The following is a 6,990-nucleotide window of genomic DNA, read 5'->3' on the forward strand; positions in this document are numbered from 1 at the left end:
AGCACCAGGCACGCAGCCTCGCGCTTGAACTCAGGGGTAAAGGTACGACGTTGCTTGGTCATCAGACACCTCTCTATGGCGAGCATTCTCGCCTAAATGGGTGTCCGGTTTCATTAGACCACTACACAGAAAGCTGTTCGAGCTGGTTGTCATCTACGTCTTCACTGAACGCATTTCTCATGGCTCCTACGAATGACTTTAATTTGCCTTTTACAGACGAATTTGAGCCTCTTGGGTCTAGCGCATTGGTCGCCTGATACATGGTGGTTTTAAGGCGAAGCTCCTTAATTCCCTCTCTATCAAGTACCTCTTGGGTGTCTCGGTTTGTCACCCGTCTAAATTCAAAGGCTGCAGTTTCAGATTTGAGGTCCGCTTTGCTGAACAGTTCACGCAAATAGGTGGCTACCGTGTTATTTCTAAACGGACCATCTGTGATCAGAAGCACGTCATTTTCGTCAATCAACACGTAGGCATCGGCGTGTTTGAACGCCCGATTTTTGGGCGGGCTAGTGCTTTGATCACTGTCATGGCGCGTCGCTATCTTGATACCGATCGTGGACATTTGTTCGCCAGGAACGCCAGCACCGATGGCCAGCAGCAAAGGGGAACCAGTGGTTGTTTCCCTATGGCGAATGCTCACAGTGCCGAGCGTCGCCATACCAATGTCGGTTTCATCCATTCGTCCGAGCTTGTTCATAGCTTGACGTACCAACTGTTCGAAATTCTTCTTTGGGGCGGTACCAGCGTTGTAGATGGCTCGTAGGTAATGAATGACTTTGTTGACGGGGCGACGTGACACAGCAGGCACTCCTTAGCATATGGATCCTTATAGTCGGTCAAAATGCCATCATTTGCCAAGCCAGCGAGTTGGGGTGAGAGTGGAGGCACTCGCCTGTATCGTCACTGACTCGTTTGGGAATGCGTCGTCAGCCTCATCGTGTCGGCTTGATGATCTCTCCAACCCGACGATACACCGTCTCTGTGATTCTCTTGTGGGTATGACCGAGCAGGCGACTCGCGTGCGCCAGATCAGGATTTCGCTAGCTGCTTTAGGGCGAATATCTCGGAACTGGAAGAGCCTGATCTGCTCGGCCAGTATTTTGTCCTGGTTTTCGAGCGCGTGTTCAGTGGCTGATTTCCTGGCACCATCGAATCGGAGGCGCAGCATCGACGCAGTTACGTTCCCCCCATCCTCTGTGGTGAACACATACGGATTGCGGACTCCACGTTCTTTGCGTTGCTGCAGTAGGCGCTCTAAAAGCAGGCCTAGCTCGTTCATCTGGCCGCTTGTTTCTAACTGAATTTGTAGTGGTCTACTAACCCCGGGCACCCATTTAGGCGAGAATGCTCGCCACAGAGAGGTGTCCAATAATCAAGCAACGCCTTACCTTTACCCCTGAGTTCAAGCGCGAAGCTGCCTGCGTGGTGCTCGATCAAGGCTACAGCCATGCCGAAGCGGCCCGTTCGCTCGGCTTGGTGGAGTCGGCCCTGCGCCGGTGGGTTAATCAGCTTCAGCAGGAGCGCGGCGGCATCACGCCGGCCAGCAAAGCGTTCACGCCAGGGCAGCAAAAAATCCAAGAGTTGGAAGCCCGGATCACGCGCCTTGAACGCGAGAAATCGATACTAAAAAAGGCTACCGCGCTCTTGGTGTCGGAAGATCTCGAGCGTACGCGCTGATCCGCCAGCTCAGCGACCATGAGCCCGTTGATTTTTTGTGCGAAGTGTTCGAAGTCACCCGCTCAAGTTACTACGCACATCGTCACACGAACTCCGGACGTTGAGCGACTGCGGTTGCGCAGTCGAGTGAATGAGTTGTTCACGCGTGGGCGAAGTGCAGCCGGCGGCCGTAGCATCAAAGCAACGATGCAAGAAGAAGGTGAACAAATCGGACGGTTCAAGGGCCGCAGCCTGATGCGTGAGCTGGCGTTGGTCAGCAAGCAGCCAGGATCACATGCGTACAAAAGGCCACAGTGGAGCGGCCAGATGTTCCGAACATCTTGAACCGAGCGTTTGATGTCGAAGCGCCAAATCAGGTCTGGTGTGGCGACATCACTTACGTTTGGACGCAGGGCAAATGGCACTATCTGGTAGTTGTCCCGGATCTCTATGCACGTAGAGTTGTGGGCTGGGCCTTATCAGAAAAGCCGAACGCAGACCTCGTGGTCAAAGCGCTGGACGTGGCTAACGAACAACGCGGAAAGCCTCAAGGGCTACTGTTTCACTCCGACCAGGGATCGCAATATGGCAGTCGTCAGTTCCGCCAAAGACTGTGGCGCTCCTGCATGCGCCAGAGCATGAGCCGCCGAGGCAACTGCTGGGATAATGCGCCGATGGAGCGAGTATTTCGCAGCTTGAAATCAGAGTGGATACCGACCACGGGCTACCTGACCGAGCAGCAAGCTCAACGAGACATTAGCCTGTACCTGATGGGCTACTACAACTGGATCCGACCCCATCACTTCAACGATGGACTGGATCCGGCGAAAGCTGAAGAAAAATTCAAACTGCGTCCGGGATGAGTTGACCACTACAGAAGCTGCGTTCGGGCTGCTGTGCGAAGGGAAGAGTGGGTGGTTCCAGATCAGCCTGACTGGGGTTGACCACAAGCTCTCGCTGAGCCCCCGGCTTCATCTTCCTGCAGCATCTCGTTGTCGTTCCGATTTGAGCAGAAGCTGGAGAGCGGAGCTTGTTGATTCCTGCCACGCCGGCGGCGTGCCGTCATTGGTTGGACGAGGTGATGTTCAGGTTTGAGCGCAAAATGTCCATGTGATGGTGTACGTGGGCCGGTGAGTGCAAGCGAGCCTATAAAACAGACCGTCTGGACTATTCATAGAGGGACGTGGGGCGGTCGCGTCAATACCACCACCAAGAAGGGCTTCGCCGCTCACGAGCCCTGTAAACCTTTTTTTGATGTCTAAACTGCATTGGTTAACAGGTCAAAAATTTAGTTTACAAACCGAGGTCGAGGGCGCTTGGATGTCGTCATTTCGGCTCGGAGGGTGACATGCCCGGGCGCCTGCCACTAAGCTGAGATGACGATTAATTCAGCCCATCGATGCCCTGGGTAACCGGGGCGTTTCTATCGCATCTAGGGTTCCTGGAGCTCCGCTCAGGGCTAACAACAGCCCTTGCTGATCGCGACTTGTGAAGAATCGGGCAGCGTGGTCGCATTTGATCGACGAGCGTAAGCAGCCTTCTGGCTGCCGCGCTTGCGGAGCGGTGACCCTTACTCGGTGCGTTGCGGATTCTGACTCCCCAAACGCAAATCTGCGCCTTGTGCGTGCCCTGGCCTCAGACAATGGCAAGGCCAGTGGCATTAACGAGACAATCCCACAGGTTCAGCGCGAGAAAGTCATGCCTTTTTGAAGCTTCTAGATTGAAGGGTGCTTCTGGGGAACCAAGCTACGCTTTACCGTAATATTGCATGCCCAAGACAGGGAACGTCATCACGGTGAAGCGACTACTTCTTTTTAGTGGGCCGATGGCCTGCGGCAAATCCTCAATCTCTGAAATGCTGCAAACACGCTATGGCTTTTTTCCCGTCAGCAGTGGCGCTTATCTGCCTACGGAACTGACTGCCCGAGACCAAGTGCTTGATCGCCATAACTTGCAAGAACTTGGCGATGCGTTGGACAAAGAGACCGATTTTTCCTGGCTCATAGAGTCTGTAGTCATACCTGCGATCACGGTTCGACCTGACGTCGAAAATTGGCTACTTGATGCCGTCCGCAAGCCCCGGCAAGTGGAGCTTTTCAGGCTCCGTTTCGCAGATGCAGTCAAGCACGTACACATCGTCGCGTCAGATGCTGTGCTCAAGCAGAGATACGCTTCGCGGAACCCGCATCATCTCGCGCAGTACGAGGCAGACGTTTCACATTCTAACGAGCAGTGCGCGCGATCTATGGCGAGCCTGGCCGACCAAATCCTAGATACCGAAGGGCTCACCCCATCCGATATCGCAGATCAGATCATTCAAATCTGGGAGACGTAGCGCATGGAAACTCGGCAGATCGTAGTCATCAGTGGCAAGACCTGCAGCGGAAAAAGTGGTTTGGCTAATTTGCTGGTAAAGGAATATGGCTTCGACGTCGTTTGCGATCGTCGAGGGTCTCAAAATCCTGACTGGCATCTACAGCTTGATCAGCCGGCGATGCTTGATCGGCGGCGTGAGCTGGAGGGGGCTGAACATGAGCATTGGATGCTTCAGGAAACCAAGTCGAGGTGCGCCAAGGAAGTTGAAGGCCCGCCGCTGGTGGTCGATCACCTGAACACTTTGGCGCAGGTGCTGGAGTTTCGAAAGACCTTCGGGGCAAACCTTATCCATGTCCATCTCTATGCAAGCGATCCGACGCTTCAGAGGCGGTACGCAGAGCGTGTCCAGGGGCAAACCGATCCAGCGCCTTACGACCAGGTTAACCAACTTAGAGACCAGGCCGAAATCAAGCTGCTCAAGGCGGATGCAGACGTCCGCATCTACACCGAAAGGTCTGACTCCAATGACACGCTTGTGCGGGTCGCCGCTCGCTTGCATCTGTTCACACCACCCGAAATCAGGTGCGTGGATGTACTCATTGGCGGGCAGTATGGGAGCGAGGGCAAAGGCAACATCGTTTCTTACCTGGCCCGTGAATATGACGTCATGGTTCGCGTCGGAGGCCCCAATGCCGGACACACAGTCGCTAGCCCTCTTGGCCCTTACACCTACCATCATCTTCCGTCAGGGGCGCGTGACGTAAGTGCGAGGCTTCTGCTGGGCCCTGGGATGACGATTCGGTTGCCGGGGCTTTTGAAGGAGATTGAGGAGTGCAATATCGGCCCTGATCGGCTGTTCATCGATCCCCAAGCCACTATCATCGAAGACGAAGACCTTGAAACGGAACGGGCTCATTTGGTCTCTACAATCGCGTCCACGGGCAGTGGGAGCGGCGCTGCAGCGGCAAGGCGCATTCTCAGCAGAGGCAAGAAGTCGATCAGGCTCGCCCGGGATGTCGAGGAATTACGGCCATACGTAGGTACAGATGGAAACTACCATGGGTGTACGACAGATAGGCTGGAGGAGGCCTACCGTAGAGGTCACTACATATTGTTGGAGGGCACACAAGGCAGTGGCTTGAGCATATTTCATGGGGACTACCCACATGTGACCTCAAGAGACACCAACGTCGCAGGTTGCCTTGCCGAGGCTGGGATATCACCCAGCCGCATCCGAAAAATTCTCATGGTTATCCGGCCAATGCCCATTCGTGTTGGAGATCCTGACGGAGACCAGGGGCACACCTCCGGACAGCTTAAGCATGGTACGACCTTCGACGAGATTGCTGAGTTTGCTGGTCTCGAAGGCACGGCACTGAACGCAGCCGAGAAGACCTCCACCACTCGGCGGAATCGGCGCGTAGGCTGGTTCGAATGGGATCAATTCCGCAAGGCGTGTGCGCTCAACGCCCCCACCGATATCGTTCTGACGTTCGCGGATTACCTCAAATCCACCAACAGCCAGGCGCGCCGGTTTGAGCAGCTCGATCCAGACACTATCAAGTTTGTGGAAGAGCTGGAGCGGGTTTCACAAGCGCCTGTGTCGCTGATCAACACCCGATTCTCGCGTGACACGGGGGCTAGTGATCTGCGCTCTCTAATCGACCGACGTAACTGGACTGCACGATCTGGTAGGAAGTAACGGATGAATCTGGAAAAGCTGATTGAGATGTACCCGCGCGTGTATCACATGGCGGAGCGCGGCGCTTGGGACAGCATTCGCACCCATGGGCTGATGAGTACCACCGCCGTGCTCGACCATCTCGAAGTTGAGGGGGATGACCGAGCTCGGTTCGAAAGCGAGCATCGCGATCAGAAGATAGATGTGAGGGCAGGGCACCCGTCCAATATCGTGCTGCGGGATCAAAAACCTATGCCCGAAGGGCGTTTGCTGCAGGCGCTTACGGACGGAACAACTCCGCAGCAGTGGTATGAGCTGATCAACAAGAAAGTCTTCTTCTGGGTCGAAGAGGAACGACTCCACCGTCTGCTTGGCGCACGTGATTATCGGAATCTTGAGCACGACGTGCTCACCCTCAACTCAGCGGCGCTGATCCCTGCGTATGCTGAAAAGATTTGGCTGTGTCACATGAACTCTGGCAACACTTGGCCTATTCCTCACCGTCGTGGTACCGAAGTGTTCCGTAGAATCCCAGACTATCCTGTGAAACCTTCCGGCAGCCCGACCAAGACAGTTGTCGAGTTGGTGGTCGACTACGCCGTACCTAACATCGCCGAATACGTGATGGAGGTTCGCCGTATGAAAGGCAGCGAGGTCTTAGGCGTTATTGGATAACGCCTGCTCGCCTGGCATCAACCCACCTGCAGGGGCGGGAGCTATGCTGCGCCATCGTTTAGCAGCTCGGGTCTTGTTAATCAGCCCGTCAAACCGGCTACTGCTCTTCAAGATCCATTACCGCACCGGTGCTTTGGCAGGCATGTGCTACTGGGCAACACCTGGCGGGAAGTTAAGGGCTGGCGAGTCATTTGAGGAAGCGGCAGTGCGCGAGCTTCATGAGGAGACAGGTCTTAAGGTTCCGTCCGTCAGCCAGTGCATTGCTCGCAAGGAATTTCCTTGGGTGATACCGGATGGCGAGCGTGTGCTTGCGATTGAACATTACTTCGTGGTGCATGCACAGGAGCAGCAGCTTGACGCCACGAGTTGGAGTGACCAGGAGCGTGAAGTGGTGAGTGAAGTGAGGTGGTGGTCAGAGGAGGAGTTGCTAGCGTGCCAGGAGGTCGTGTTTCCGCCGGATCTACCTGAATCGCCCCGGATTCTCTAGACACCTTGCAAGCTCATTGCGTAACGCTTTTCAAACTCTACCGGTGACAGCTGATTGTTGAAACCATGGCGGCGTTTTACGTTGTAGAACATCTCGATGTAATCGAACACATCACTCCGAGCATCTTCCCGCGTGGTATAGATTTTTCGCTTGATCCGTTCCCGTTTCAGAAGCT

6 protein-coding genes and 2 pseudogenes are annotated in these 6,990 nt (G+C 54.9%); 5 read left to right on the forward strand and 3 right to left on the reverse strand.

Features of this window, described 5'->3' with window-relative positions; translation table 11 throughout:
• Positions 1–121: 121 nt before the first annotated feature.
• The gene (locus QMX96_RS26210; protein ID WP_282362690.1) at positions 122–799 is read right to left on the reverse strand and encodes a hypothetical protein; all 678 of its coding nucleotides are present in this window, start codon (positions 797–799) and stop codon (positions 122–124) included.
• 133 nt (positions 800–932) lie between these two features.
• Positions 933–1,318, reverse strand: a pseudogene (locus tag QMX96_RS26215) (integrase); the annotation flags it as partial.
• Positions 1,319–1,368: 50 nt separating this feature from the next.
• Between QMX96_RS26215 and QMX96_RS26220 the strand changes: the two are divergent.
• The 5 genes and pseudogenes from QMX96_RS26220 to QMX96_RS26240 all read left to right on the forward strand — a co-directional run bounded on the left by QMX96_RS26220 (position 1,369) and on the right by QMX96_RS26240 (position 6,815).
• Positions 1,369–2,519, forward strand: a pseudogene (locus QMX96_RS26220) (IS3 family transposase).
• A gap of 932 nt (positions 2,520–3,451) precedes the next feature.
• On the forward strand, positions 3,452–3,991 hold the full coding sequence (locus QMX96_RS26225) for a hypothetical protein (protein ID WP_282362691.1): 540 nt from the start codon (positions 3,452–3,454) through the stop codon (positions 3,989–3,991).
• Positions 3,992–3,994: 3 nt separating this feature from the next.
• The gene (locus tag QMX96_RS26230; protein WP_282362692.1) at positions 3,995–5,674 is read left to right on the forward strand and encodes an adenylosuccinate synthetase; all 1,680 of its coding nucleotides are present in this window, start codon (positions 3,995–3,997) and stop codon (positions 5,672–5,674) included.
• Positions 5,675–5,677: 3 nt separating this feature from the next.
• Positions 5,678–6,328: a hypothetical protein gene (locus QMX96_RS26235; RefSeq protein ID WP_282362693.1), complete on the forward strand. Its 651-nt coding sequence runs from the start codon at positions 5,678–5,680 to the stop codon at positions 6,326–6,328.
• A 43-nt stretch (positions 6,329–6,371) separates the two neighbouring features.
• Positions 6,372–6,815, forward strand: a complete 444-nt coding sequence (locus tag QMX96_RS26240) for an NUDIX domain-containing protein (RefSeq protein WP_282362694.1) — start codon at positions 6,372–6,374, stop codon at positions 6,813–6,815.
• Here QMX96_RS26240 and QMX96_RS26245 read toward each other — a convergent pair.
• Positions 6,812–6,990: IS3 family transposase (locus QMX96_RS26245; protein WP_282361619.1), on the reverse strand; the 179-nt coding region annotated here is incomplete at its 5' end. The two genes, QMX96_RS26240 and QMX96_RS26245, sit on opposite strands and share 4 nt — an antisense overlap.

Origin of the sequence: Pseudomonas sp. PS01300 (genome assembly GCF_029960155.1) — a bacterium.
GTDB classification, from domain to species: Bacteria; Pseudomonadota; Gammaproteobacteria; order Pseudomonadales; family Pseudomonadaceae; genus Aquipseudomonas; species Aquipseudomonas palmensis.